This window comes from Pseudomonas kurunegalensis, assembly GCF_030291635.1.
GTDB lineage: Bacteria > Pseudomonadota > Gammaproteobacteria > Pseudomonadales > Pseudomonadaceae > Aquipseudomonas > Aquipseudomonas monteilii.
Window position 1 is genome coordinate 3,381,849 of the sequence record NZ_CP127871.1, and the last position, 24,720, is coordinate 3,406,568.

A 24,720-nucleotide genomic window follows, 5' to 3' on the forward strand; every position below is an offset into this window, starting at 1 on the left:
AAAACGCCGCGAACCGGGCTTGCGGTCCGCGGCGTTGCTCAGGCGATCAGCACGGTATACCCGCCAGTGGCCAGACAGGCGCTTGCGTCTCTTTGGCCTGGCTGCGTTTTCGCGCCCACTGGGTCAGGGCGGCCATCAAGGCAAAGCCCAGCAGGATCATGACCGGGTAGGCCAACAGCAACTCGGTCAGCGAATACTTCCACGCCAGCGGCCGACCGACACCCAACATCGCCGCATACAACCAGGACACACCCGACAGAGCGCCGGAAAACAACGCGAACATGCGCACGCCGATATTCAGGTCGAGCAAAGAACCTGCCTTCAGCAAGGCCGGCAATACATAGCGATGCAACAACATGCCATTGAACGTCAACAACAGGACAATAATAATCTTGGCATGAAGTTTGGGGTTGGCAAAATAGCTCATGCCCTTTTCAAGATAATCAATACCAATAACAGCTGCGCCTGTGAGCCACAAGAATATCAAGGCATTGGCCACAGACGTTTGCAAACGCGCCATATGTTGACCGTCATGCCCGGCCTGTTTACGACCTTTGAGCAAGTCCCTGACCATCTCGGCATCACTGGCAAACACCAGCCCGATGGCGACACAGCAGGCCAGCAAGTGAACATAAATAACCGACAACCGCACCAGCTCCATGGATTCTTTCTGCCCGAACAGGCTAATAATTGTATTAATCTCCACGACGTCTTCTCCACGTAATGCATTAGCGCTAGAGGGCCTTGCTACAGGCGTGCGAACAGCGTGATCGCAACGACAAGACCCAATTCATATCGTTAATTGAAACAGCGGATTGATACTTAGATACACAGCAGCTCAACCGTTAAGCCTCGGTCGGGCATAGGCGTTACTCCATGATCAAAGGTAATAAAAATCCCCATGTGCATCCCGTGATACGCATGAGGTTGGGGTATGACTTCCTGAGAGGGGCGCGAGGTGCAGTTCATGAGAACTACACCTGCTGGCAAATAGGAGCCGTCAACAGCAAAAACGTTCACTGCCTGAACACAACCACCGACCAGCGGTATTTAAAGTCACGTTAGTTAGTAGACTAACATTCTACAATGTTGACCGAAGTGGAAGTTTTTACTCACAACTGGATCCAAACTTCACGGCGGGCCCTGATTGCTCTAGTTCGCTGTACGTCGTTAACGGGCGATGATGAATTACGCCAACAACTGGCTCAAAACCGCGCGCAGTTTCCCCGGTTTAACCGGTTTGTTCAGCAGCGGCGCCCCCAACTTCTGCAAGCCCCGACGGCACTGGTCGCTGCGGTCTGCGGTAATGATCACTGCCGGTATCGCAACCGCAAAATGCTCACGCAAGTGCTTGACCACCTCGCAGCCCACCACCCCATGGTCGAGGTGGTAGTCGGCCAGGATCAATTCCGGAGCCCGCCCCTGCAACGCCAGCAAAGCTGCCTCCTGATCGGTTGCAGTGACCACTTCACAGCCCCACTGCTCCAGCAACGCGCCCATGCTCTTGAGGATGCTCACCTCGTTGTCCAGCACCAGCAAGCGGCGGCCCGGCAGCGGGTTGCCGGCACTTGGCAGCGGCACAGCCTGGTGAACGGCCAGTGGCACTTCTTTGCCAATCGGTACCTCGATACTGAACATCGAGCCGCGCCCCGGCCATGAACGCACCTCGATCCGGTAACCCAGAATCTTGGCAATCCGTTCAACGATAGCCAGCCCCAGCCCCACGCCTTTGCGATCCGCAGCCCGGCCGACGTCCAATTGGTTGAATTCGAGGAAAATGGCATCCAGCCGATCCGCCGCAATGCCCCGGCCGGTGTCCCACACCTCCAGCCGCAGATGCTCGCCACGGCGCCTGGCCCCAAGCAGAATCCGGCCTTCGTCGGTGTAGCGGCAGGCGTTGCTGAGGAAGTTGCGCAAAATGCGCGTCAGCAACCGCAGGTCGGTGCTGATGGCATGGTCAGCGATGCGTGCGTGCAGCTTCAGGCCTGCCGCGTCAGCCACTGTGCGGAACTCCGAGACCAGCGGCGCGAAGACTTCGTCGAGACGGTACACGGCCACGTCCGGTTTGACCGCTGCCTGGTCGAGCCGGGAAATGTCCAGCAGGTCGGTCAGCAGGTCTTCGGCGCCTTCCAGGGCCTGGTGGGTACGCTCCACCAGCACATGCTCTGCCTCTGGCAATGGCCGCTCGCGCAAGGTGGAGATCAGCAGGCGGGCGGCGTTCAGCGGTTGCAGCAAGTCATGGCTGGCGGCGGCGAGGTATTTGTCCTTGCTGCGGTTGGCGGCTTGCGCGGCATCCCGGGCCTCCAGCAACTCATCGGTACGCGCAGCAACCCGTTGCTCCAGTTCGTCGTTGAGCTGTTGCAAACGCTGCTGGGCCTGCTTGCGTTCGGTGATGTCGGCGACAAAACCTTCCACCAGCCCTTCCTGCCCGGGCTTGAGCAGCAGGTTCATCAGCACGTCGAGGTGGCTGCCGTCCTTGCGCCGCAAGCGGGTTTCGTAGCCGTGCAGGCTGCGGTCACGGGCGAGGATCGCGGTAATCGCCTGCAATTCTTCGGCGCCGCCGTCAAACAGGTGAGTGGCCAGGTCAGTCAGGGAAAACAGCACCGCTTGCGGGTCGTCGTAGCCAAGCATGCGCGCCAACGCCGGGTTGGCGGCACGCATGCCGTCCTGCAGGCTGGCCTGGAAAATGCCGTGCACGGCGTTTTCGAACAGCCATTTATAGCGGTTGCGCTCGGCTTCCAGTTCGTCAAGGCGGGCAGAAAGCTCCGGATAATGGCTTTTGCGTGCCGAGTGGTCGCCCAGCCCCAGCAGCCCGGCCAGCGCCCGCTGCTGCTCGTCAGAGGGCCTCGCCATAGACCACCTCGACATCACGCTGGCTCGACGCGCGGGGGTTGGTGAGAATGCACGGGTCATCCATCGCATGCTGCGACAGGAACGGAATATCGGACGTGCGCACGCCGTGCAGGCCCAGGGTTTCGTGGAAACCGATGGCGTGCTTCAGGGCGATCAGGTGTTCCACCAGGCGCCCGCAAATCTGCCGGTGGTTGAGGCCACGGCAATCAATGCCGAACACCTCGGCAATCACCTTGAAGCGCTCCGGCGCCGAGCTGTAGTTGAACGCCACCACGTGCTCCACCAGCACCGCATTGCACAAGCCATGGGGCAGGTCCAGGAACCCGCCAAGGCTGTGCGACATCGCGTGCACTGCACCCAGGATCGCGTTGGAAAACGCAAGCCCCGCCTGCATGCTGCCCAGCATGATCTTCTCGCGCAGGGCGATATCGGTAGGGTTGGCGATCATTTCCACCAGGTTGCCATTGATCAGGCGCATGGCTTCCAGCGCGTGGGGGTCGGTCAGCGGGCCGTGGCCAGTGGACACGAAGGCTTCGATGGCATGCACCAGCGCATCGATACCGGTACAGGCCGACAGGAACGGGTCCATGCTCAGGGTGGTTTGCGGGTCGATCAGCGACACATCCGGCACCACCGCCTTGCTGACGATGGAGAACTTCATGCGTTCCTGCTGGTTGGAAATGATCACGAACTGCGACACGTCCGCCGAGGTGCCGGCGGTGGTGGGGATCAGGATCAGTGGTGGGCTGGGCACGCGGATCATGTCCACGCCTTCGAATTCGAGGATGCTGCGCCCATGGGCAACCACGATGCCGATGGCCTTGCCGCAATCCATCGGGCTGCCGCCGCCCACGGCGACGATCACGTCGCAGTGGTTTTGCCGGTAGATCTCGGCGCCGAGCATCACCTCTTCCACCCGTGGGTTGGGCGATACGGCCGTGTACAGACAGTAGTCGATGCCCTGCGCCTGCAGGCTGGCTTCCACATCCGCCACCCAGCCGGCGGCAATCACGCCGGGGTCGCTGACCACCAGCACCTTGCGGGCGCCGAAGGTTTTGGCGTAATTGGCAACGTTATGCCGGCAACCGGCACCGAAGATGATTTCAGGCGATACAAACTTGCGAAGCGGGCTGAAACTCTGGCTCATCGTGAAGCCTGTTCTTATTGTTCTGGAAGGTAACTGCCAGCGTAAAGCATCCCGCAGCGAAAGCAACCAGACCAAAGCGTGGCACTGGCTCAACCACAGGTAATCAGGGGGAACCGGCCACCGTGGCGATGGCCGGGCGGCACATCAGCGATTGGCGAAATACATCGTCACTTCAAAGCCGATGCGCAGGTCGGTAAAGGCGGGTTTATTCCACATGGGCAATCCTCTTCTTATGCCGGGGGATTCCGGTAGAGGCATTAATGCACGGGGGGCGGCGGGACTGAATGCTACTTTGGAACGAATAGGGCGGTAGATTATCAGCGCCTGGGAGATCGAGCGCCGCCCACGCGGCGCATCGCGAGCAAGCTCGCTCCTACATCTGTTTCGGGCCAGTTAGTCCTGAGACAGAGGCGCGCGGCCCTTTGGCGTTCACCTCAATGTTGCGGGGAACAAAAAAGGCGGTCGCGCGCGCTGGTACAGGCATCACTGGCCCGAAACAGATGTAGGAGCGAGCTTGCTCGCGATGCGCCGCGCGGGCGGCGCTCGATCTCAAAAGCGCCGATAATCTACCGGCATAAGCCTTCCAGATTGTACGCCTTAGAAGAAACCCAACGGATTGATGTCGTAGCTCACCAGCAGGTTCTTGGTCTGCTGATAATGGTCGAGCATCATCTTGTGCGTCTCACGCCCCACCCCCGACTTCTTGTACCCGCCAAACGCCGCATGCGCCGGGTACAGGTGATAGCAGTTGGTCCACACGCGGCCAGCCTTGATCCCACGGCCCATGCGATAAGCACGGTTGATATCGCGGGTCCACAGGCCGGCACCCAGGCCAAACTCGGTGTCGTTGGCGATCGCCAGCGCTTCGGCTTCGTCCTTGAAGGTGGTCACGCCCACCACCGGCCCGAAGATTTCCTCCTGGAACACGCGCATCGCGTTGGTGCCCTTGAGCAGGGTCGGCTGGATGTAGTAACCCGTGGCCAAGTCGCCTTGCAGCCGCTCGGCCGCACCACCGGTGAGCAACTGCGCACCCTCTTCCCGAGCGATATCCAGGTAAGAGAGGATCTTGTCGTATTGCTGTTCCGAGGCCTGGGCGCCCACCATGGTCTCGGTGTCCAGCGGATTGCCCCGGGTGATCTTGGCAATTTTCTTCATCACCTCGGCCATGAACGGCTCGTAGATCGACTCCTGGATCAGCGCCCGCGACGGGCAGGTGCACACTTCGCCCTGGTTGAAGAACGCCAGCACCAGGCCTTCGGCGGCCTTTTCGATGAACGCGGGCTCCGCCTGCATGATGTCTTCGAAGAAGATATTCGGCGACTTGCCGCCCAGCTCCACAGTGGACGGGATGATGTTCTCGGCGGCGCATTTCATGATGTGCGAGCCCACCGGGGTGGAGCCGGTGAAGGCAATCTTGGCAATGCGCTTGCTGGTGGCCAACGCCTCGCCAGCCTCACGGCCAAAGCCCTGGACGATGTTCAGCACGCCGGCCGGCAGCAGGTCGGCAATCAGCTCGGCAAAAATGGTGATCGACAGCGGCGTCTGCTCAGCCGGTTTGAGCACTACGCAGTTGCCGGCAGCCAGGGCCGGGGCAAGCTTCCAGGCCGCCATCAGCAGAGGGAAGTTCCACGGGATGATCTGCCCGACCACACCCAGCGGCTCGTGAATGTGATAGGCCACGGTACCTTCGTTGATCTCGGCTGCGCCGCCTTCCTGGGCACGAATGCAGCCGGCGAAATAGCGGAAGTGGTCGGCCGCCAGCGGCACGTCGGCATTGAGCGTTTCGCGCACGGCCTTGCCGTTGTCCCAGCTTTCGGTAACGGCCAGCACCTCCAGGTTCTGCTCGATACGGTCGGCGATTTTCAGCAGCACCAGGGCGCGGTCTTGCACCGAGGTCTTGCCCCAGGCTTCGGCGGCGGCATGCGCAGCGTCCAGCGCGCGGTCGATGTCCTGGGCGGTGGAACGCGGGAACTCGGCAATCGGCTGGCCATTGACCGGCGAGCTGTTGGTGAAGTACTGGCCAGCCAACGGTGCCACGAACTCACCGTTGATGAAGTTGCCGTAGCGTTGCTTGAAGGACACGACGGCGCCTGGGGTTCCGGGTTGTGCGTAGATCATGCTGAGCCTCTGTGGGTCGATGCCTGTCCAGCGACAGGCGATGCAGCGATGGTAAAAAGCCCCGCGTGCCAGGCGAATGCATCGTTGGCAGCGGGGCTCTCCTCATTTGGTAGTAGGCGGCAGGGCCGCAGCGTTACGGCTTGGCGCTGGCCGTTTGCTGCAACTGCTTGGGCAACTTGAAGGTCCAGAGCATGCCGCCCTGGTTGAAGTCCTTGACCCGCTTGGCCACTTCGCCGCCCCACAGCGGTACGGCGCCGCCCCACCCGGAGACCACCGACACATACTGCTCGCCGTCCATTTCCCAGGTCACGGGCGAGCCGAGCACGCCGGAGCCGGTCTGGAATTCCCAGACCTTGTCACCGGTCTTGGCGTTGAAGGCCTGCAGGAAGCCTTCTGGCGTACCGGTAAACACCAGATTGCCCTTGGTGGTCAGCACCCCGCCCCACAGCGGCGCGTAGTTCTTGTGGCGCCACACTTCCTTGCCACTGATCGGGTCGATGGCACGCAGCACGCCGATGTAGTCTTCGTTGAGCGGCTTGATGGTGAAGCCGGCACCGAGGAACGCCGCGCCCTTCTTGTAGGCAATGCCTTCGTTCCAGATGTCCATGCCCCACTCGTTGGACGGCACGTAGAACAACCCGGTGTCCTTGTTGTAGGCCATCGGCATCCAGTTCTTGGCACCGAGGAAGGCCGGCGCGACGAACACCGAGCTGCCCTTGGCCTCGCTACCCGGTGCGCCCGGGCGGCTGGCTTCGTTGTAGATAGGCCGCCCGTCCTTGTCCAGGCCGGTGGCCCAGGTGATCTTGTCGACGAAGGGGAAGCCACGGATGAACTTGCCGTTGGTGCGGTCCAGCACGTAGAAGAAGCCGTTGCGGTCGGCGGTGGCGGCGGCCTTGATCTCTTTGCCGCCGTCCTTGTAGTTGAACGAGATCAGCTCGTTGACGCCGTCGAAGTCCCAGCCGTCATGCGGCGTGCTCTGGAAGTGCCACTTGATGGTGCCGTCGTCCGGGTTCAGCGCCAGGCGCGACGAGGAATACAGGTTGTCGCCAGGGCGCAGGTGCGAGTTCCATGGCGCCGGGTTGCCGGTGCCGAACAGGATCAGGTTGGTTTCCGGGTCGTAGTAACCGCCCAGCCACGGCGCAGCGCCGCCAGTCTTCCACAGGTCGCCTGGCCAGGTCTTGCCCGCCTCGCCGCCGGAGATACCGTTTTCGATGGCCTTGCCGTCTTTGTACACGTAGCCCATGTGCCCTTCCACGGTAGGGCGCATCCACAGCAGCTCGCCGTTCTCCGGGTTGTAGGCCTGGATCTTGCCCACCACGCCGAACTCGCCACCGGCCACGCCGGTGATCAACTTGCCGTTGACGATCATGGGCGCGGCACTGATGGAATAGCCTTCCTTGTGGTCGGCCACCTTCTTGCTCCACACCACTTTGCCGGTGTCCTTGTTCAAGGCCACCAGCTTGGCATCCAGCGTGCCGAAGAACACCAGGTCGCCGTACAGTGCCACGCCCCGGTTGATCACGTCGCAGCACGGGCGAATGTCATCCGGCAGGCGCGCATCGTATTGCCACAGTTTCTTGCCGGTGCGGGCGTCCACGGCGAACACCCGCGAGTAGGAGCCGGTCAGGTACATCACCCCGTCCTTGATCAGCGGCTGGGCCTGCTGGCCGCGCTGCTTCTCACCGCCAAAAGAGAACGCCCAGACCGGGCGCAGTTCCTTGACGTTGTTGGCATTGAGCAGGTCCAGCGGGCTGTAGCGCTGGCCCTGCACGCCCAGGCCATTGGTCACGATCTGCTGCGGGTTCTTCGGGTCCTGAAGGATTTCTTCATTGCTGACAGCGGCGTGGGCCGCGCCAGCAAGCAGCATGGCGCTGAGCACCAGGCTCACGGCGAACAAGGGGCGACGCGGGGATCGGGTCATGACGGCTACCTTTGGTTTTTTGTTGTATCCGGGAAAATTTCCCGGTGTGCCGGGAATTCTTGGTCCCGACCCGGTTGCCAACAATTGCCCGCAGTGCGGAAATTTCTAGTTCCTTGGTACAAGGCTGGCGGACGGTTCGCTATCAACGCGCTGTAAACGCTGACGCTCATAACGCGGATACAGGTGGCTGACGCTACGAATCAACTCGTACCGCGTCAGGCTGATACCGGCAAACCGCTCGGGGATGGGGCTGCGGATCATCTCGGCCATGTCATCACCACGCGCTGCGCCGTCGCGCATCAGGCCGTCCAGCCAGCCCAGGTAGTCGCGCATCTGCGCAAAGGGCCGGGCATCGCTGGCAACCGGACCATGCCCGGGCACCAGCTGCTTCCAGGGCAGCGCTTGCAAGGTGTCCAGGTCCTTGAGCCACACCTCCAGCCCCGGGCTGTTGGGCGTGGTCAGGGCACGTTCGTAGAACACCAGGTCGCCGGCGAACAGCACGCCGGTCTTTTCATCCAGAATCGCCAGGTCGGCACCGGTATGCCCGCCCAGCGCCAGTAGACGCAACCGGTGCCCGCCAACCTCGTGGATACCCGCCTCCAGCACACGGGTGGGCAGCACGACTTCGGTGCCGCGCATCCAGTCACCAACCAGGCGGTACATGTTCTCGGCCATGGCATCGCCCTGCTGGCGCAACAAATCACCGGTACCCGCCAAGGTCCCGATAGGCACATCGGTGAAGGCCTGGTTGCCCAGCACATGGTCGGGGTGATGATGGGTCAGCAGCACCTCCAGCACCGGCTTGTCGGTGGTGGCGGCGATGGCCTGACGCAGCGCTTCGCCGTAGCGTTTCGAGGGGCCGCTGTCGATCACCACCACACCGCTGTCGGTGACGATGAACGCGGTATTGACGATATTGCCGCCGTTGCTCCTGGCGAAATTGTCGGTGCTGCCTTCCAGCAGCCAGGTATCTGCGGCTATTTGCCGAGGTGTAAGCCGATAGTCAAGGTCAGCCCAGGCCGGCAGGCCCAGGCACAGCAGCAACAAGGGTATCCAACGCATACAGGCGCCTCTGGTCACAGGTGAGGTCGGGCAACAGGGTCAGGGCACCGCCGCCTCGAACTGGTTGCCACTGTTGTCCTGCAGCACCAGCCGGGTCGGCCCGGGGCCCTGGATGTCGAACCCGAGGTTGGGGTTTTCGCTGACGGCCGGGTACAGCTCGAGGTGGGCCAGGCGCTGGCCGTTCGCATCTTGCAACTCGGCCTGATTGAGGAAGAATTCGGGAATGCCGCTGACCAGGCCGTTATCCATCGGGTGAGCCACCTGCAGGCGCAAGCGGCTGCTGTCGCCACGCGGGTAGCGCCCGCCCAGCACCTCGCCGAGGTGCTCCTCCCAGCCAGGTTGCGTGCGCACCACACTGGGGGCGGTACAGCCACCGCCAGCGGCGTCGATCAGCGTCGAGCCGACGTGCCACAGGCCGTCACGCGTCTGCACCGCAGCGCGCAGCGGCGTGGCCTGTTCGATGCGGATGCGGATCGACAACCAGGGCAGCACGCGCCCGCCGGGCTGGAAATCGACAATACGCGGCAAAGGGTTCAGCTCCGCCCAGGCGATGATACGTACCACATCGCCAGAAAACGCCCGGGCATCGATCTCCAGCGGCACCTGGCGTGCGTCCTCGGCAAACGGCGGCGCCAGCAGCTTGACCCGGTCGTCGAAGACGAACGCGGCCTGGCCCAGTAGCTGCTTGTGGTAGAAGTCCCACATTACCGAGGGTACCGGGTCTGTCTGGGTACCTTGCGTGGCCGCCAGAGCCGCACAAGGCATCCAGCAGGCCAGCAAAAAAGTCGCTCGCCAGTTCATGGCCTGCTCCTATTGATACATCTCCGGGACCTCATAACGCAGGCCATAAGCGGCATACATGGCCTTGAGCCGGCCATCACGGATCATCGCTTCGAGGGCTTCTTCCACGGCATAGGCCAACTGGCGGTTGCTTTCATGCACCGCCATGCCAATCTCCCAGGCCTGCTTGCCCAGGTTGGGGTAGGCGTTTTCCGCCAGCGCCAGTTGCGGGTCGGCAGCCTGGTGCAGCTGCCAGTCAACCTCGCCGCGCATGGCCATCACCGCGTCCACCTGCCCGGCCTGCATCGCGGCGAACGCCTGTTGCACACCGGGGTAATGGTGGGTTTTGGCACTGAGCATGCCGTTGAATACCGACGTCAGGTAAAACGACGGCACGCTGTCCACCTCGACCCCGATGGGGTGCTGCTGGAACACTGCCACACTGGCCACCGATGCCAGTCGACGGCGGTCGTACGCGACTTGCCAGCGCTCTTCCTGATAGGGGCCGAACATCACCACCTGGCCGTTTTCCAGCTCGCCCACCTCGTTGCGTTTCTGCGCGAAGTCGTGGTCGTAAGGCACCCGCATCATCAGGTCGGCCAACTGCTGGTGGCGCAGCGGGCTGCCGCGCCAGATATAGTCGCGCAGGTCATCGTCGAGCTTTTCCCCGGGCGGCGCCCAGATCAGATGCAGGCGCACCCCCATGGCCGTGGCCAGGGCCTGTGCCAGCTCCACATCGACACCGCGGGGCTTGCCGTGGTCCTCGAAACTGTAAGGGGCAAAATCCTTGTACACCGCCACCTTCAACTCGCCGGCAGCGATGATCGCGTCATAGTTGCGCACCTGCGCCTGGGCCGCTGCGCAACACAGCAGCAGGCCACTCAACAGCACCGCCCACAGACGCATGGCCGTCACTCCTCGACGTGCACGCTGTCCAGATAGGTACGTACCGCCCACAAGGCTTCCTGGCTCAAGTAGTCGGCCATTTTCGGCATGTACACGCGGCCGTCGCGAACCGCGCCATGGCGTACCCGCTCGACGAACCACTCATCGCCCGCCTCACCCGCATCGAGCATGCGCAGGTCGGGCGCAATCCCCCCGGATTTGGCTTCAAGGCCATGGCAGGCGGCGCAGTTCTGGTTGTAGGCCGAGGCACCGATTTCCACGGCCTTGTCGTGCTCCGGCGAAGTACGGTACGGGTTGACCGCCGCCCAGCCGTCGCCGTCCAGGCTTACGCCAGCGTCCTTGATCGGGGTCAGGCCCTTGGTCTCCACCGCCTGGGGCACCACGTTGCCATGAGCCCAGGCCGTACCGCTCAGCACAGCCGCAGCCAGCAGCCCTGTAGCCAGCAACACATTGCGTTTTGTTGTCATTGTTATGCCCTCACCATTGCACGCAAAGCCTCAACCACAGAGGCCGTGCCGCCATCTTAAAAACAGCCCGCAGGCGGCCGAATGCTGCTTTGGTGGCCGGGCCTTACTCCCTTGGTAGTAGGGCTTGTGGTGAAGGGCCAATTGAGGTGCCGCTCGGGAACTATTCCCGGCAAGGGCGGGACTTTTTCCGTATCCCGCAACCGCCACACCGCTCCACCCTGTGCAGGCCAAAACCTCCACTGGGAACTGCAACCATGACAATAAGATCGCTACCCGCCCTTTCCCCTCTGGCCCTGAGCGTGCGCGTCCTGCTACTGGCTGGTGGCCTGGCCCTGGGCAATGTGGCAACAGCGGCCACCTCTCCTGCTGCACCTGCCGGCAAGAACGTGACCTGGGAAGACATCGCCAACGACCACCTGACCACAAAGGACGTGCTGCAATACGGCATGGGCACCAACGCCCAACGCTGGAGCCCGTTGGCCCAGGTCAACGACAAGAACGTATTCAAGCTCACCCCGGCCTGGTCCTATTCCTTCGGTGACGAGAAGCAGCGCGGCCAGGAATCCCAGGCCATCGTCAGTGACGGCGTGGTCTACGTCACCGGTTCTTACTCGCGGGTATTCGCCCTGGATGCCAAGACCGGCAAACGCCTGTGGACCTACAACCACCGCCTGCCCGACAACATTCGTCCGTGCTGCGACGTGGTTAACCGCGGGGCGGCGATCTACGGCGACAAGATCTACTTCGGCACCCTGGACGCGCGGGTCATCGCCCTGGACAAGCACACCGGCAAGGTGGTGTGGAACAAGAAGTTCGGCGACCACAGCGCCGGCTACACCATGACCGGCGCACCTGTGCTGATCAAGGACAAGACCAGCGGCAAAGTGCTGCTGATCCATGGCAGCTCCGGCGATGAATTCGGCGTGGTCGGCCAGCTGTTCGCCCGCGACCCGGAAACGGGTGAGGAAGTGTGGATGCGGCCCTTCGTCGAAGGCCATATGGGCCGCCTGAACGGCAAGGACAGCACCCCGACCGGCGACGTCAAGGCGCCGTCCTGGCCAGACGACCCGACCACCGAAACTGGCAAGGTCGAGGCCTGGAGCCACGGCGGCGGCGCCCCTTGGCAGAGTGCAAGCTTCGATGCCGAGACCAACACCATCATCGTCGGCGCTGGTAACCCCGGCCCCTGGAACACCTGGGCACGCACCTCCAAGGATGGCAACCCCCACGACTACGACAGCCTCTACACTTCGGGCCAGGTCGGCGTCGACCCGAGTACCGGCGAGGTGAAGTGGTTCTACCAGCACACGCCGAACGATGCCTGGGACTTCTCTGGCAACAACGAGCTGGTGCTGTTCGACTACAAGGACAAGGACGGCAAGGTGGTCAAGGCCACCGCCCACGCTGACCGCAACGGCTTCTTCTACGTGGTCGACCGCAACAACGGCAAGCTGCAGAACGCCTTCCCGTTCGTGGATAACATCACCTGGGCCAGCCACATCGACCTGAAAACCGGTCGCCCGGTAGAAAACCCTGGCCAGCGCCCGGCCAAGCCGCTGCCGGGTGAAACCAAGGGCAAACCGGTGGAAGTGTCACCGCCGTTCCTCGGTGGCAAGAACTGGAACCCCATGGCCTACAGCCAGGACACCGGCCTGTTCTACATCCCCGGCAACCAGTGGAAGGAGGAGTACTGGACCGAGGAAGTGAACTACAAGAAAGGCTCGGCGTACCTGGGCATGGGCTTCCGTATCAAGCGCATGTACGACGACCACGTCGGCACCCTGCGGGCGATGGACCCGACCACCGGCAAGCTGGTGTGGGAGCACAAGGAGCACCTGCCACTGTGGGCCGGTGTATTGGCGACCAAAGGCAACCTGGTATTTACCGGCACCGGCGACGGCTTCTTCAAGGCCTTCGACGCCAAGACGGGCAAGGAGCTGTGGAAGTTCCAGACCGGCAGCGGCATCGTCTCGCCGCCCATCACCTGGGAGCAGGACGGCGAGCAGTACATCGGCGTGACCGTGGGTTACGGCGGCGCGGTGCCACTGTGGGGCGGCGACATGGCCGAGCTGACCAAGCCGGTGGCCCAGGGTGGTTCGTTCTGGGTGTTCAAGATCCCGAGCTGGGATAACAAGACCGCGCAGCGTTGATCGCCAGCGGGGAGCGGGCCAACCCCCTCCCCGCTTTTGCTCATCTTCCGCCAGGAGCCTTTCACCATGAACTACCTGCCCTTTGCCTTGCTGTTGGTACTGTCCCCCGCCATGGCGGTGAGTGCCGACGACGATGGCAACGATGTCCCCCTGACCATCAACGGCTGTGTGATCGCAGAAGCCAGCCAGTGCCCAGGAGCCGACTTGCGCGGCGCCAACCTGGCCAACCAGGACCTGCGCAAGATGAACCTGGCCGGCGCCGACCTGCGTGATGCCGACCTGCGCCATGCCCGGCTGGACCTGGCCAACCTGGAAAAAGCCCGGTTGCAGGGCGCCAACCTGACTCGCGCCAGCCTGCAGCAAAGCAACCTGCGCCTGGCTGACCTGAGCAACAGCAAGTTGGTCGCCATCCAGGGCTGGGGCATGTTCGCCCAAGGCGCACAGTTTGAAAAAGCCGACCTCGGCGCGGCCTACTTGCAGTTCGCCCGGCTGTCAGGGGCAAAGATGCACCAGACCAACCTGCAGGCCGCAGACCTGGAAATGGCCTGGCTGAGCAAGACGGACCTGCAAGAGGCCAACCTGGGGGACGCTAATCTGCAAGAAGCCAAATTTGGCCAGAGCAACCTGGAACGCGCCGATTTGCGCGGGGCGCGGCAGCATTACGGGAATTTTCAGGAGGCCAATATGGAGGGGTGCAAGGGGTGCCCTGAGACCTGGGATAAATGATGGCTTGCGCGAGCCCCTTGTAGGAGCGGCCTTGTGTCGCGAAAGGGCTGCGCAGCAGCCCCGGCAATTTGTGCTTCAGTGCTGAAATCCTGGGGCCGCTTTGCGGCCCATCGCGACACAAGGCCGCTCCTACAGAGGGCCTCGCAGGGCCAGGATCGCGGTACATCTACCCCGCCACCCTCACCACCCCCAGATCAATCCCCAGATGCACCAGCTCGGCATGCGAGCTGACCTGCAACTTGCTCTTGAGCAAGGTCAAATGATTGGACACGGTCTTGGCGCTGATGCACAACTGCTCGGCAATCACCCGCGCCGGAGTGCCTTTGGCCAACATCGTGAAAATCTCCAACTCACGCTGGGTCATGCGCTGCAAACGCGGGTCATTGGCGCTTTGCTGTGAAGTGCAAGCCAACTGGGTAGCCAAAGGCTGTTCGATATAAGCATGCCCGGCCAACACCCGCTGCACCGCCTCGATCAACACCTCGGGCGCCGAGTTTTTGGTCAGGTAACCCGAGGCCCCAGCTTCAAGCGCCTGGCGCACCAGCGGCAGCTCATCGTGCATGCTGAAAAACAGCACCCGCAACTGGGGCAGGCGCTGGCGCAGGCGGCGGGTGGTTTCAAGGCCGCTAATGCCAGGCAGGCCAAAATCCATGATCACCAGGTTAGGCACTTGCTCCTGAACCCGGGCCAAGGCCTCTTCGCCGCTGGCGGCTTCACGTACTTCCATCGCGGGCAACACCGCCCGCAGCAGGCTGGCATAGCCCTGGCGGACCACGGCATGGTCATCGACCAATACGATATTCATCACACCTCCAAGGGAATGTTCAGGGCCAGTGCCCAGCCAACCCCGGGGCGGCTGAAAATGCGCAGTTCGCCCCCCAGGCTACGGGCGCGTTCGGCCATCGAATGCAGGCCTACGCCGGGCCGTTGCGGCTGACGGGCGCCGCAGCCGTTGTCGCGAATCAGCAGGCGCAGGCCCTTGGTACTGCGTTGCAGGCGTACCCGTACCTGGCTGGCACCGGCATGCCGGGCGACATTGGTCAGCGCCTCTTGCAGCAACCGGTACAGGTGCGTGCGGCTTGCCCCGGGCAGCGTGGGCAAGCGCTCGCCAACCTGGAGGCGACAAGCGATACCCTGGCTGGCCTGCCACTGGTTGACGAGCAGGTCGAAGGCTTCAGCCAGCGGCATGTGTTGCAACGCCACCGGATACAGGTCACGCACCAACGCACGAAAGCCCTGTTGCAGGCGTTCGCAATTGAGTGCCAGGGCTTGCGCCGTCTGTTCCACCACGGTCGGCTGGTCGGCCACCATGCGCAACAGGCAGACCTGGGCACGGATACCTGCCAGGTATTGGCCAAGGTCGTCGTGCAGCGTCTGCGCCAGGTGGGTGCGTTCCTGCTCCTGCACCGCCAGCAGGGCCTGCGTCAGTTGTGCATTGTCGGCCTGGGTCTGCTCCAGGGTGGCGGCCATGCGGTTGAAGTGTTCCGCCAGCTGACGGGCCTCCGGCAGGCCGGCCTCGCGCAGGCGGGCCGTCAACTGCCCGCCCGAGACCTGACGCAAGGCTTGCAGCAGCTCATCCAGCAAACCCATGCCACGCCGCACCGCCCAGCGGATGGTCAAGAGGCTCAATAGCAACGCCAGGCCGAACAAGCCGAGCAGTTGCTGCAAGGCATCCCAGACTTCGTCGATCTCATCCCGCGCATCTACAGCGATCAGCACCCGGGCGCCGTCATTCAGGTCCAGCAGCCGGCTGCTACTGTGCCGCTCACCCAACAGCTGGCGGCCCAGCCAGGCATCCAGGCCGCTCTGCGGCGGTAGCTGCGGTGCTTCCCCCGCCGCCAGCCAGTGTACCCGCACATGGCGCAGGCTCTGGGTCAGCCGTGGTTGCAGGCTTGCCGGGTCACGTTCGGCGGTGTCGCCGAGGTAAGCCACCACGGCTTCGGCAGACTGCAACTCACGCTCGACATCAGCCACCGCCTGGTGCAACAGCACGCCGGCACAGGCCAGCGTCACCAGGGCGAAGCAGCACGTGACCCAGAGGTTGATCCGCCACAGGGCCGACAGGTTGACAGGGCGCACAGGCGATTCTCCTTGGGCGTTGTAGCCCATCGTGTTTCCCATCGTAAAGCCGCAGCACCTGCGCCGAATTACTACCTTGGTACCGGCCGGGCGCTACTTTCTGCATATTTCCCCCTCCCGGTGGGCTTCCTATGCTGGCGCCATCTGCCGTGGAGTATGTTATGCGCCAGCCTGCCCCTTTTGCCCTGACCTGCCTGCTGGCCCTGGCCGCAGCGCTGTGCGCACCGCTGGCACCCGCCGCAGAACCCTTGCAGGTACGCATCGGCTACCTGAGCTATCGCCCCGACCCTGGCCCGTTGTTGTCCAACATCATCCCCGAGCCTGCCGATGCCGGGCTGCAAGGCGCGGAACTGGCGATTGTCGACAGCAACAGCACAGGGCGCTTCCTGAAGCAGCAATTCCAGCTGGCCAAGGCCACGGCCGACAGCCCCGAAGCCTTGCTGCAGGCGGCCAAGGCCCAGCACGACCAGGGCCTGCGGCTGTTCGTGGTGAATGCCCCGGCCGCCAGCCTTCGCGCCTTGTCTGCCGCCCTGCCCGACAGCCTGCTGTTCAACGCCGGCAGCCCCGACGACAGCTTGCGCAGCAGCCAGTGCCTGGGCAATGTGCTGCACAGCCTGCCGAGCCGGGCCATGCTGGCCGACGCCCTGGTGCAGTTCATGGTATTGCGCAAATGGCAGCGGGCGCTGCTGGTGGTCGGCCAGACCGAAGACGACCAGGCTTACGCCGCCGCCCTGCGCAGGGCAATGAAGCGCTTTGGTGTGCAGCTGGTTGCAGAAAAAGCCTGGACCTTCGACAACGACCAGCGCCGCAGCGCCCAGGCCGACATGCCGCTGTTCACGCAAACCGCCGAATACGACGTGGTGCTTGTGGCGGACGAACGCGGCGACTTCGGCGAGTACCTGCCCTACCAGACCTGGTACCCGCGCCCGGTGGCAGGCACCCAGGGGCTGACCCCCACGGGCTGGCACAAGACCGTGGAAACCTTCGGCGCCGCGCAGCTGCAAAAACGCTTCGAAGCCCAGGCCGGGCGCTGGATGAACGACCGCGATTTCGCCGCCTGGATGGCCGTGCGCAGCGTCGCCAGTGCCGTCAGCAAACTGCACCAGGCCGAGCCACGCGCGCTGCAGCAACTGCTGCTCAGCGAACAGTTGCCGCTGGACGGGTTCAAGGGCCGCAAGCTCAGCTACCGCCCGTGGAACGGCGAACTGCGCCAGCCGATCCCGCTGGTACAGCCGCGCGCCCTGGTCAGCACCTCGCCGCAGGAAGGCTTCCTGCACCCCTTCAACGAAATGGACAGCCTGGGCTACGACAAGCCCGAAGTGACCTGCAGCTACCCCTGACCCGATCACCACAACAATAAGGAATTCGCCATGCGCCGCCTCTTTCACAGGGCCCTGCTTTGCCCCAGCCTGCTATCGGCCGCCCTGGCACTGGCCAGCGGGCACACCATGGCTGCCACTGCCTGGGTCTCCAACGAGAAAGACAACAGCCTCAGCCTGATCGACATGCAAACGCTTGAAGTCACCGACACCTTGCCGGTCGGCCAGCGCCCGCGCGGCCTGCTGCTGTCCCACGACAACAAGTTGCTGTACATCTGCGCCAGCGATTCGGACCGGGTGCAGGTGATGGACGTGGCCACCCGCAAGATCATCAAGGAGCTGCCCTCCGGCAAGGACCCCGAGCAGTTTGCCCTGCACCCCAACGACCGCTGGCTGTACGTGTCCAACGAGGACGACGCGCTGGTGACCGTGATCGACACCGTCACCGACAAGGTGCTGGGGCAGATCGACGTTGGCATCGAACCCGAGGGCATGGCGGTCAGCCCTGACGGCAAATGGGCAGTCAACACCAGCGAAACCACCAACATGCTGCACTGGATCGACACCAGCACCCAGACCCTGGCCGACAGCACCCTGGTCGATCAGCGGCCACGCTTCGTCGAGTTCAACAAGGACGGCTCGCGGCTGTGGGCATCGGCGGAAATCGGCGGCACGGTGACCATTCTCGACGTGGCCACGCGCCAGGTACTCAAAACCCTGAACTTCCAGATCAAGGGTGTACACCCGGACAAGGTCCAGCCGGTGGGCATCAAGCTCAGCGCCGATGGCAAGTACGCCTTCGTCGCCCTGGGCCCGGCCAACCATGTGGCGGTGATCGATGCCAACACCTACGAGGTGCTCGACTACCTGTTGGTCGGGCGGCGTGTCTGGCAGCTGGCGTTCACCCCGGACCAGAGCCAGTTGCTGGCCACCAACGGCGTCAGCGGCGATGTTTCGGTCATCGATGCGAAAAACCTCAAAGTGCTCAAGTCGGTGAAGGTCGGGCGCTACCCCTGGGGTGTGGTGGTCACACCATGAACGCCCTCGACGTCAGTGACGTAAGCTTTGCCTATGGCCAGCGCGCGGCACTCAAACAGGTCGGGTTCAGCTTGGCGCCCGGGCGCTTCGCCGCGTTGCTGGGCCCCAACGGGGCCGGCAAATCGACACTTATCGCCCTGCTTACCCGCCTGTACGACCTGCAGCACGGCGACATCCGCGTAGGCGGCTGCTCGCTGCGCAATGCCGCACGCCCGGCTTTGCGCCAGCTGGGCGTGGTGTTTCAGCAAAGCACCCTGGACCTGGACCTGACCGTTGAACAGAACCTGCGCTACCACGCGGCGCTGCATGGCCTGTCGCGGCGCCAGAGCAGCCAACGAATCGACGCCGAACTGGCCCGTCAAGGGCTGGGCGAACGTCGGCATGAGCGTGTTCGTGCGCTGAACATCGGCCATCGGCGCCGGGTGGAGATTGCCCGCGCCCTGCTGCATGAACCACGCCTGCTACTGCTTGACGAAGCCAGTGTCGGCCTCGACCCGGCCAGCCGCCTGGCGCTCAACCAGCACGTACGACGGCTGTGCCGCGAGCAGCAGCTCAGCGTGCTGTGGACCACCCACCTGCTGGACGAGGTCCAGCCCAGCGATGACCTGCTGATCCTGCATCAAGGTCGCCTGGTGGCACGCGGTACCGCCGACGCCCTGAGCCTGGAGCACGGTGGCGACCTCGACAATGCCTTTGCCCGGCTGACCAGCGCGCCCTCAGGAGCCAATGCCCAATGAACGCTTACTGGCAATGTTTCAACGGCATCATGCTGCGCGAATGGCTGCGCTTCGTGATGCAGCGCACCCGCCTGCTCAGTGCGCTGGTGCGTCCGCTGCTGTGGCTGCTGGTGTTCGCCGCCGGGTTTCGTGCGGCCCTGGGCATTGCCATCATCGAGCCCTACGACACCTACATTCCCTATGAGGTGTACATCATCCCGGGCCTGGCCTGCATGATCTTGCTGTTCAATGGCATGCAGGGCTCGCTGTCGATGGTGTATGACCGGGAGATGGGCAGCATGCGCGTGCTGCTGACCAGCCCGTTGCCACGGCCGTTCCTGCTGGGCAGCAAGCTGTTGGCGACCGCGCTGATTTCCCTGCTGCAGGTGTATGCCTTCCTCGCCATCGCCTGGCTGTACGGCGTACAGCCGCCAGCGGCGGGCCTGCTGCTGGCGCTGCCGGCAATGCTGCTGGTAGCGTTGATGCTCAGTGCCCTGGGGCTGCTGCTGTCGAACGCGATCCGCCAGCTGGAGAACTTTGCCGGGGTGATGAACTTCGTGATCTTCCCGCTGTTTTTCCTGTCGTCAGCGTTGTACCCGCTGTGGAAGATGCGCGAGGCCAGCCAGTGGCTGTACTGGCTGTGTGCGGTGAACCCGTTCACCCATGCCGTGGAACTGGTGCGGTTCGCACTGTATGAGCGGTTGAACCTGCTGGCACTGGCTGTATGCCTTGGCTTGACCGTGCTGTTCACCCTGCTGGCGATACTCACGTTCAACCCCCAGCATGCCGCGCTGCGCAAGCCGCGCTGAAGCCTCCTGCCTGGGGCTGCTCTGCGGCCCCATCTTCCTGAGCAGCGCCTACTACTTTAGTACTGCCTTTGCTGTCTGATCGTCGCATTCACAACGCACCACCACTGGCATGTAATGGGCCTATAACAAAAAGGATAAAACCATGCCACGTGCCCCGCGCCCTTTGCTGGCTGCCCTTTCGCTGTGTCTGTCACTGGGTATCGCCCAGGCCGACACCACCCCGCTGTTTTCCACCGAAGGCTACCGCGCCACCCTCTATCGCAGCCCGACCCCGCAACAGGTCGAGGGCGGCCAGGTCATCGACACCGCCACGCTGCAAAACCTGCTGGCACACAGCCCCAGGCCCGTACTGATCGACGTCTATCGCCGCCAATGGCTGCAAGGCCAATTCATCGAAGACGAACCGCACGCCAACCTCCCCGGTAGCCTTTGGCTGGCCAACACCGGCGACGGCGAGCTGAGCCCGGCCTGGCAGGACTACTTCGTGCGCAACCTGCAAAAAGCCACTGCCGGGCACCCGGAGCACCCCCTGGTTTTTTATTGCCGCTCCGATTGCTGGTTAAGCTGGAACGCGGTAAAACGCGCTAAAGCCCTGGGCTACAACAACCTGTACTGGTACCGCGACGGCCTGGACGCCTGGCAGCAGGCCAACCTGCCGCTGCAGCCAGCGCAACCCGTGCCCTTTCCCTGAACTGCCTGCAAATGCGTGCCCCGCCCCCTCCAATAAAAACAAGGTGAAAAGGCCATGTACAAAATTTTGATTGCCGACGATCACCCGCTGTTTCGCGAAGCCATCCACAACGTCATCAGCGATGGCTTCCAGGGCAGCGAGGTCATGGAAACCGCCGACCTGGACAGCGCCCTGGCCCTGACCCAGGCGCACGACGACCTCGACCTGATCCTGCTCGACCTGAACATGCCCGGCATGCATGGCCTAAACGGCCTGATTACCCTGCGCAACGAGGCACCGACCACCCCGGTGGTGATCGTTTCGGCCGAGCAGGAAAAGCAGATCGTGCTGCAGGCCATCACCTACGGTGCCGTGGGTTTCATCACCAAGTCCTCGCCCCGTTCGCAGATGATCGAAGCGATCGAGCAGATCCTCAACGGCAATGTCTACCTGCCGCCGGACATCATCCGCGCCCAGAAAAGCAGCACCAGCCGGCGCCACAACGAGGCGCCGAGCTTCCCGCCGGAAATGCTCCAGGCTCTGACGCGCAAGCAATTGCTGGTGTTGGAGCGCATGACCAAGGGTGAATCGAACAAACAGATTGCCTACACGCTGGATATCGCCGAGACCACGGTGAAGGCGCATGTATCGGCGATCTTGCGCAAGCTCAATGTGCATAATCGGGTGCAAGCCATTCTCAGCGCTGGCGATATCGATTTTGCTGACTACCTGCGGCGTTAACCTGTTCTGGCCTCTTCGCGGGTTTACCCGCGAAGAGGCCGGCAGCTATAACGCACTGTTTGCCAACAAATGGCTCATCGCCGTCTTGAGCTTCATCGGCCGCACCGGCTTATGCATCAGGGTGTGGCCCAGCTCGCGAATCTGCTGCTTGAGGTCGTTGCTGTAGTTGGCGGTGATCATCAACGCCGGTAATGGCTGGGTGCGCCGGGCATTGATCCGCGCCACGGCGTCGACGCCGTTGCAGTCGTTGTCCAGATGGTAATCTGCTATCAGCAGGTCGGCTTCGGCATGGTAGTTGTCCACCTGCCGCGCCAGGTCTTCCTCCGACAGCGCCGTGACCACCCGGCAGCCCCACCCCTCCAGCAAGGTGCGCATGCCGGCGCAAATCGCCGCGTCGTTATCCAGCACCCACACTCGCGCACCGCGCAGGCGTTCGAGCATCGGCTCGCTGACCACCTGGCTCGGCTGGGTTTTGGGCGCGGTGGTGCTCAGTGGCACTTCGACGGCGAATACCGAGCCTTTGCCAAGCCATGAACGTACCCGTATCCGATGCCCAAGGATGCCGGCGATCTTTTCTACAATCGCCAGGCCCAGGCCCAACCCGCGGTCCTGATCCGGGCGCTGCACATCACCGCGCTTGAACTCCTGGAACATGTCGTCCAGGTGCTCTTCGGCAATGCCGATGCCACTGTCCCACACTTCGATCCGCAGGCCGCCACGCAGGCGCCGGCAGCCCAGCACCACACGCCCGCTGCGGGTGTAGCGAATGGCATTGCTGAGCAGGTTGCGCAGGATCCGCGCCAACAGCTGGATGTCACTGCGCACCACCGCCGAGCAGCCCACGAAATGCAGTTCAAGGCCTTCACTGCGTGCCACCTGTGCGTATTCGGCAGCAAGGTTGTCCATCAGTTCGCGCAGGGCGAACGGGGCGACATCGGCTTTGATCACCCCGGCATCGAGCTTGGAAATGTCCACCAGGGTGCCGAGCAGGTTCTCCACATCTTCCAGCGAGTTGCTGACGTTACGCACCAGGTGGGCACTGTCTTGCGGGTCGCGGCGCTCCAGCAACGCGCTGGTGAACAGCCGCGCCGCGTTCAGCGGTTGCAGCAGGTCGTGGCTGACCGCTGCGAGGAACTTGGTTTTCGACAGGTTGGCCTGTTCGGCCTCGCGCTTGGCCTCGCGCAGGCGCGCCTCGGCTTGGCTTCGCTCTTCGATTTCACGCAGCAACTGGTCGTTGAGGCTGGTCAGTTCGGCGGTGCGTTCGCGCACCCGCTGCTCCAGGTGCTGATAGGCCTGGTGCAGCGCCTGGGCAGTGTTGCGCCGCTCGGTAATGTCGCGGATCAACACGAAGATGCCCACCACCTCGCCGCTGGCCAGGCGGTTCGGCACGTAGGAGCGCAGCATGTAGCGTTCCTGGCCATTGATATTGGTTTCGGCAAATTCGAAGGTAACGCTCTCCCCCGCCAGCGCGCGTGCCACATAGGCTTCCAGGCGCTGATAGTGCTGCTCGCTGTGGGCCTCGCGCAGGCTCTGGCCGAGCATCACACCGTGCGGCCAGCAGTACCATTCCTCGTAGACCTTGTTGGTGAACTCGTAGACCAGATCGGCGTTCAGGTAAGCGATCAACGCCGGAACATTATCGGTAATCAGGCGAATCTGGTGCTGGTGGGCGGTCTCGGCCCGCTGCCGGGCCTCGCTGAGCAAGCGGTTGACGGCCTTGAGCTCGGCCATGGCCTGGTTCAGGGCATCGGTGCGTTCACGCACCTGCTCGGCCAGCACCACCGAGTGCTGGAACGCCGCATAGGGGTCGTTGCCCCGCGTTACTCCAGACTCGATGCGTTCGATCAACGCACCGTTGATCCGCTGCAGCTTCTGGTTTTCGTGCTGCAGCCGGGTGACCTCGGCCTGCAGTTCAGCGACCGACAGGAGGCCGGTTGCGGGCAATGGCGACCCCGGTGAAGGTCTGGTTGATGTGCATGCCATTGAACTGTTCTCCGTAGGTGTTGAAGCCGATCACCCGCTGCTCACGCAGAAACGCACCGACCGGTTCCAGGCCATGCCGGGCCTCCAGTTCCAGCCGCCGCAGGAAGCAATCACAACCAATGGTCAGCAGCAGCGGCCCGAGGCGCTGGCGCAGGCCGTCGAACAGCTGGTGCAGGTTAGGCAACAGCGGGCCCGGGGTCATGGCCGTGAGCACGATGCCGTTTTCCACTGCACAGTAAAAACTCAGGCTCAGGTCCGGGTGCACCTGCTGGATCGCCCGCACGTAGTACTGGTCGTGAATACGTACAGCCAGCGGGTGGGCGGCGAACACCCGATGGTCAAGCGCAGCCACTGGTACGCCGATGTGGCGGGCGTACTCTTCGGCTGCGGGCTCGGCATTCAGTTCGAAAACCCGGCGCTGGGCGCTGTCGGCGCCGGTTACCACCAGCTTTTCCTGACGCGGCAAAATGTGGTGCGTGGTGAACACTTCAAAATCGAGCCAGGTGTTGACCAGCACCACCACGGCCGCACCGTTGTGAAACGCGCCGCCGTAGTACACATGGGTGCGTGTCAGGTAGTTGTCGTCACCGGCAGAGCCCCCGAAATGCGGAATGTCACCTAAAGCCGCGCTGAGCGCGGCAAGCACCATTTCCTCGCGGCTGGACAGGCCGTCGAGCAAGGTCAGGGCAAAGCTGTGACCCTTGATGGGGGCCAACGTATTGCTGCGGCAGGTGCCGACCAGGCGCTCGACCATCTGCTGCGCGTCGATCAGGCTGAAGCGCTCCATTTCATCGATCAGCGCAGTGGCGATGGAGAAGTGCCGGTGATCAAAGCCTACCGCTGTGACGCAATTACGGCCGTACCCCTGGGGCGTGATTTCGCCGGCGCTGGTGCAGCCGACCAGGCGGATGCCGCCGAAACCCTGCTCCAGGGCCTCGCCCAAGGCCTGCAAGTCGTATTCGGCGGAGCAGAAGAACAGCACGAAACCCAGGTGCGGGTGCAGCAATTGCCGCGCCAAGTCCTGAGCGGCCAACCGGGCGTCGGTGGCCTGGGACATGGCGCTGACCACACCGTCGTTTTGAGCCTGCTGCATTGGGGTCTCCGGCGCGGGGTGGCTGAGTGGCAAGTGTACGAAGGCCGCCCTGTATGACGAATGCTACTTGGGTAGCGGGTGGGCGGTTCCATGGGCGTAAATGTTGGGGCCGCTTTGCGGCCCATCGCAGGCAAGCCAGCTC

General features: G+C 63.1%; 22 protein-coding genes. 8 read left to right on the top strand and 14 right to left on the bottom strand.

Annotated features, from left to right (window positions below):
- Positions 1–46 precede the first annotated feature (46 nt).
- From QQ992_RS15205 to pedF, 10 genes are all read right to left on the bottom strand, one after another.
- Positions 47–661: a hypothetical protein gene (locus tag QQ992_RS15205; RefSeq protein WP_286113955.1), complete on the bottom strand. Its 615-nt coding sequence runs from the start codon at positions 659–661 to the stop codon at positions 47–49.
- A gap of 527 nt (positions 662–1,188) precedes the next feature.
- Positions 1,189–2,853 (bottom strand): PAS domain-containing hybrid sensor histidine kinase/response regulator, encoded by a 1,665-nt coding sequence (locus QQ992_RS15210; RefSeq protein WP_286110136.1) that lies wholly within the window; start codon positions 2,851–2,853, stop codon positions 1,189–1,191.
- Positions 2,837–4,000, bottom strand: a complete 1,164-nt coding sequence (gene ercA / locus QQ992_RS15215; RefSeq protein ID WP_014591380.1) for an alcohol dehydrogenase-like regulatory protein ErcA — start codon at positions 3,998–4,000, stop codon at positions 2,837–2,839. Before ercA ends, QQ992_RS15210 begins: the two co-directional genes overlap by 17 nt.
- Positions 4,001–4,144: 144 nt before the next feature.
- On the bottom strand, positions 4,145–4,216 hold the full coding sequence (gene pqqA, locus QQ992_RS15220) for a pyrroloquinoline quinone precursor peptide PqqA (RefSeq protein WP_010455123.1): 72 nt from the start codon (positions 4,214–4,216) through the stop codon (positions 4,145–4,147).
- A gap of 381 nt (positions 4,217–4,597) precedes the next feature.
- Positions 4,598–6,118 carry an acetaldehyde dehydrogenase ExaC gene (exaC, locus tag QQ992_RS15225; protein WP_286110137.1) on the bottom strand — a complete coding sequence of 507 codons (1,521 nt, stop codon included), beginning with the start codon at positions 6,116–6,118 and terminating at the stop codon, positions 4,598–4,600.
- A 133-nt stretch (positions 6,119–6,251) separates the two neighbouring features.
- Positions 6,252–8,039, bottom strand: a complete 1,788-nt coding sequence (gene pedH / locus QQ992_RS15230; protein WP_105947860.1) for a PQQ-dependent alcohol dehydrogenase PedH — start codon at positions 8,037–8,039, stop codon at positions 6,252–6,254.
- 105 nt (positions 8,040–8,144) lie between these two features.
- Positions 8,145–9,101 (bottom strand): quinoprotein relay system zinc metallohydrolase 1, encoded by a 957-nt coding sequence (locus QQ992_RS15235; protein ID WP_286110138.1) that lies wholly within the window; start codon positions 9,099–9,101, stop codon positions 8,145–8,147.
- A gap of 39 nt (positions 9,102–9,140) precedes the next feature.
- Positions 9,141–9,902 (bottom strand): quinoprotein dehydrogenase-associated SoxYZ-like carrier, encoded by a 762-nt coding sequence (locus tag QQ992_RS15240; RefSeq protein WP_286110139.1) that lies wholly within the window; start codon positions 9,900–9,902, stop codon positions 9,141–9,143.
- Between the two features lie 9 nt (positions 9,903–9,911).
- Positions 9,912–10,787 (bottom strand): substrate-binding periplasmic protein, encoded by an 876-nt coding sequence (locus QQ992_RS15245; RefSeq protein ID WP_286110140.1) that lies wholly within the window; start codon positions 10,785–10,787, stop codon positions 9,912–9,914.
- Positions 10,788–10,792: 5 nt separating this feature from the next.
- Positions 10,793–11,254 (bottom strand): cytochrome c-550 PedF, encoded by a 462-nt coding sequence (pedF, locus tag QQ992_RS15250; RefSeq protein ID WP_016714301.1) that lies wholly within the window; start codon positions 11,252–11,254, stop codon positions 10,793–10,795.
- Positions 11,255–11,508: 254 nt separating this feature from the next.
- On the opposite strand from pedF, the gene exaA reads away from it, so the two are divergent.
- Positions 11,509–13,404 (top strand): quinoprotein ethanol dehydrogenase, encoded by a 1,896-nt coding sequence (gene exaA / locus QQ992_RS15255; RefSeq protein WP_119370282.1) that lies wholly within the window; start codon positions 11,509–11,511, stop codon positions 13,402–13,404.
- A 66-nt stretch (positions 13,405–13,470) separates the two neighbouring features.
- Positions 13,471–14,130, top strand: coding sequence for a pentapeptide repeat-containing protein (locus QQ992_RS15260; RefSeq protein WP_286110141.1), 660 nt, complete (start codon positions 13,471–13,473; stop codon positions 14,128–14,130).
- Positions 14,131–14,296: 166 nt separating this feature from the next.
- On the opposite strand, the gene QQ992_RS15265 is transcribed toward QQ992_RS15260, so the two are convergent.
- A complete protein-coding gene (locus QQ992_RS15265; RefSeq protein WP_119370284.1) occupies positions 14,297–14,935 on the bottom strand; it encodes a response regulator transcription factor in 639 nt (212 codons plus the stop codon).
- Entirely contained in the window at positions 14,935–16,209 is a 1,275-nt protein-coding gene (locus QQ992_RS15270; protein ID WP_286110142.1) for a HAMP domain-containing sensor histidine kinase, read from the bottom strand. Before QQ992_RS15270 ends, QQ992_RS15265 begins: the two co-directional genes overlap by 1 nt.
- Before the next feature lie 161 nt (positions 16,210–16,370).
- Here QQ992_RS15270 and QQ992_RS15275 point away from each other — a divergent pair, with 161 nt between their 5' ends.
- The 6 genes from QQ992_RS15275 to QQ992_RS15300 all read left to right on the top strand — a co-directional run bounded on the left by QQ992_RS15275 (position 16,371) and on the right by QQ992_RS15300 (position 21,502).
- Positions 16,371–17,549: an ABC transporter substrate-binding protein gene (locus QQ992_RS15275; RefSeq protein ID WP_286110143.1), complete on the top strand. Its 1,179-nt coding sequence runs from the start codon at positions 16,371–16,373 to the stop codon at positions 17,547–17,549.
- A 30-nt stretch (positions 17,550–17,579) separates the two neighbouring features.
- Positions 17,580–18,566: a YVTN family beta-propeller repeat protein gene (locus tag QQ992_RS15280; RefSeq protein ID WP_119370287.1), complete on the top strand. Its 987-nt coding sequence runs from the start codon at positions 17,580–17,582 to the stop codon at positions 18,564–18,566.
- Positions 18,563–19,303, top strand: coding sequence for an ABC transporter ATP-binding protein (locus tag QQ992_RS15285; RefSeq protein ID WP_286110144.1), 741 nt, complete (start codon positions 18,563–18,565; stop codon positions 19,301–19,303). The genes QQ992_RS15280 and QQ992_RS15285 overlap by 4 nt, the downstream gene beginning before the upstream one ends.
- Positions 19,300–20,091, top strand: coding sequence for an ABC transporter permease (locus QQ992_RS15290; RefSeq protein WP_016714309.1), 792 nt, complete (start codon positions 19,300–19,302; stop codon positions 20,089–20,091). Before QQ992_RS15285 ends, QQ992_RS15290 begins: the two co-directional genes overlap by 4 nt.
- A 142-nt stretch (positions 20,092–20,233) precedes the next feature.
- Positions 20,234–20,782 carry a PQQ-dependent catabolism-associated CXXCW motif protein gene (locus QQ992_RS15295; RefSeq protein ID WP_286110145.1) on the top strand — a complete coding sequence of 183 codons (549 nt, stop codon included), beginning with the start codon at positions 20,234–20,236 and terminating at the stop codon, positions 20,780–20,782.
- 54 nt (positions 20,783–20,836) lie between these two features.
- A complete protein-coding gene (locus QQ992_RS15300; RefSeq protein WP_019096518.1) occupies positions 20,837–21,502 on the top strand; it encodes a response regulator transcription factor in 666 nt (221 codons plus the stop codon).
- A gap of 45 nt (positions 21,503–21,547) precedes the next feature.
- Here QQ992_RS15300 and QQ992_RS15305 read toward each other — a convergent pair whose 3' ends face one another.
- Together QQ992_RS15305 and nosP are read right to left on the bottom strand one after the other, a co-directional pair.
- Positions 21,548–23,446, bottom strand: coding sequence for a hybrid sensor histidine kinase/response regulator (locus QQ992_RS15305; RefSeq protein ID WP_286110146.1), 1,899 nt, complete (start codon positions 23,444–23,446; stop codon positions 21,548–21,550).
- Complete coding sequence (nosP, locus tag QQ992_RS15310; protein WP_286110147.1) at positions 23,415–24,578, bottom strand: nitric oxide-sensing protein NosP; 1,164 nt, start codon at positions 24,576–24,578, stop codon at positions 23,415–23,417. Before nosP ends, QQ992_RS15305 begins: the two co-directional genes overlap by 32 nt.
- Positions 24,579–24,720: the final 142 nt, after the last annotated feature.

Bases quoted from the DNA above. Each gene is read 5' to 3' on its own strand.
- QQ992_RS15205 (WP_286113955.1), bottom strand. From the start codon at position 661: ATGGAGCTGGTGCGGTTGTCGGTTATTTATGTTCACTTGCTGGCCTGC.
- QQ992_RS15210 (WP_286110136.1), bottom strand. From the start codon at position 2,853: ATGGCGAGGCCCTCTGACGAGCAGCAGCGGGCGCTGGCCGGGCTGCTG.
- ercA (WP_014591380.1), bottom strand. From the start codon at position 4,000: ATGAGCCAGAGTTTCAGCCCGCTTCGCAAGTTTGTATCGCCTGAAATC.
- exaC (WP_286110137.1), bottom strand. From the start codon at position 6,118: ATGATCTACGCACAACCCGGAACCCCAGGCGCCGTCGTGTCCTTCAAG.
- pedH (WP_105947860.1), bottom strand. From the start codon at position 8,039: ATGACCCGATCCCCGCGTCGCCCCTTGTTCGCCGTGAGCCTGGTGCTC.
- QQ992_RS15235 (WP_286110138.1), bottom strand. From the start codon at position 9,101: ATGCGTTGGATACCCTTGTTGCTGCTGTGCCTGGGCCTGCCGGCCTGG.
- QQ992_RS15240 (WP_286110139.1), bottom strand. From the start codon at position 9,902: ATGAACTGGCGAGCGACTTTTTTGCTGGCCTGCTGGATGCCTTGTGCG.
- QQ992_RS15245 (WP_286110140.1), bottom strand. From the start codon at position 10,787: ATGCGTCTGTGGGCGGTGCTGTTGAGTGGCCTGCTGCTGTGTTGCGCA.
- pedF (WP_016714301.1), bottom strand. From the start codon at position 11,254: ATGACAACAAAACGCAATGTGTTGCTGGCTACAGGGCTGCTGGCTGCG.
- exaA (WP_119370282.1), top strand. From the start codon at position 11,509: ATGACAATAAGATCGCTACCCGCCCTTTCCCCTCTGGCCCTGAGCGTG.
- QQ992_RS15260 (WP_286110141.1), top strand. From the start codon at position 13,471: ATGAACTACCTGCCCTTTGCCTTGCTGTTGGTACTGTCCCCCGCCATG.
- QQ992_RS15265 (WP_119370284.1), bottom strand. From the start codon at position 14,935: ATGAATATCGTATTGGTCGATGACCATGCCGTGGTCCGCCAGGGCTAT.
- QQ992_RS15275 (WP_286110143.1), top strand. From the start codon at position 16,371: ATGCGCCAGCCTGCCCCTTTTGCCCTGACCTGCCTGCTGGCCCTGGCC.
- QQ992_RS15280 (WP_119370287.1), top strand. From the start codon at position 17,580: ATGCGCCGCCTCTTTCACAGGGCCCTGCTTTGCCCCAGCCTGCTATCG.
- QQ992_RS15285 (WP_286110144.1), top strand. From the start codon at position 18,563: ATGAACGCCCTCGACGTCAGTGACGTAAGCTTTGCCTATGGCCAGCGC.
- QQ992_RS15290 (WP_016714309.1), top strand. From the start codon at position 19,300: ATGAACGCTTACTGGCAATGTTTCAACGGCATCATGCTGCGCGAATGG.
- QQ992_RS15295 (WP_286110145.1), top strand. From the start codon at position 20,234: ATGCCACGTGCCCCGCGCCCTTTGCTGGCTGCCCTTTCGCTGTGTCTG.
- QQ992_RS15300 (WP_019096518.1), top strand. From the start codon at position 20,837: ATGTACAAAATTTTGATTGCCGACGATCACCCGCTGTTTCGCGAAGCC.
- nosP (WP_286110147.1), bottom strand. From the start codon at position 24,578: ATGCAGCAGGCTCAAAACGACGGTGTGGTCAGCGCCATGTCCCAGGCC.